The sequence below is a fragment of the Ochrobactrum sp. SFR4 genome, assembly GCF_019730395.1.
Taxonomy (GTDB): Bacteria; Pseudomonadota; Alphaproteobacteria; order Rhizobiales; family Rhizobiaceae; genus Pseudochrobactrum.
The window spans coordinates 1-320 of record NZ_JAAPBB010000512.1 but is presented as its reverse complement, the minus strand read 5'-3'; the positions used below and the strand labels follow the sequence as shown (position 1 = coordinate 320).

The following is a 320-nucleotide window of genomic DNA, read 5'->3' as shown; positions in this document are numbered from 1 at the left end:
CGGCGGCTTGTTTGGTTCGGCGGTGTTCGGCAGCTTTGTGACGTGGCGGCAGCAACATCACATGCGTGCGCTCTATGATCAGATTGTAATGACCGATCCTTTGGTGGCACAGCGTATAGCACAGCTGTCTGCCTCTGTGTCGAAGGTGATCACGGATCCGGTCTATGTCAATGCTGAAGGTGCCGCTCTGCTTGGTCAGCAGATTGTGAAAGAGGCTACCGTTCTGTCCTATAACGATCTGTTTTTGCTGGTGTCTGCCATAGCTGCAGTGACGCTGGCTATCCTGATTATCCGGCGGGTTGTCGTGCCTGCGCTGTATC

Annotated in this window: 1 pseudogene; it reads left to right on the top strand. The window is 54.4% G+C overall.

Annotation, left to right across the window (positions count from 1 at the left end):
• Positions 1 to 61 precede the first annotated feature (61 nt).
• Positions 62 to 320, top strand: a pseudogene (locus tag HBA93_RS20040) (hypothetical protein); the annotation flags it as partial.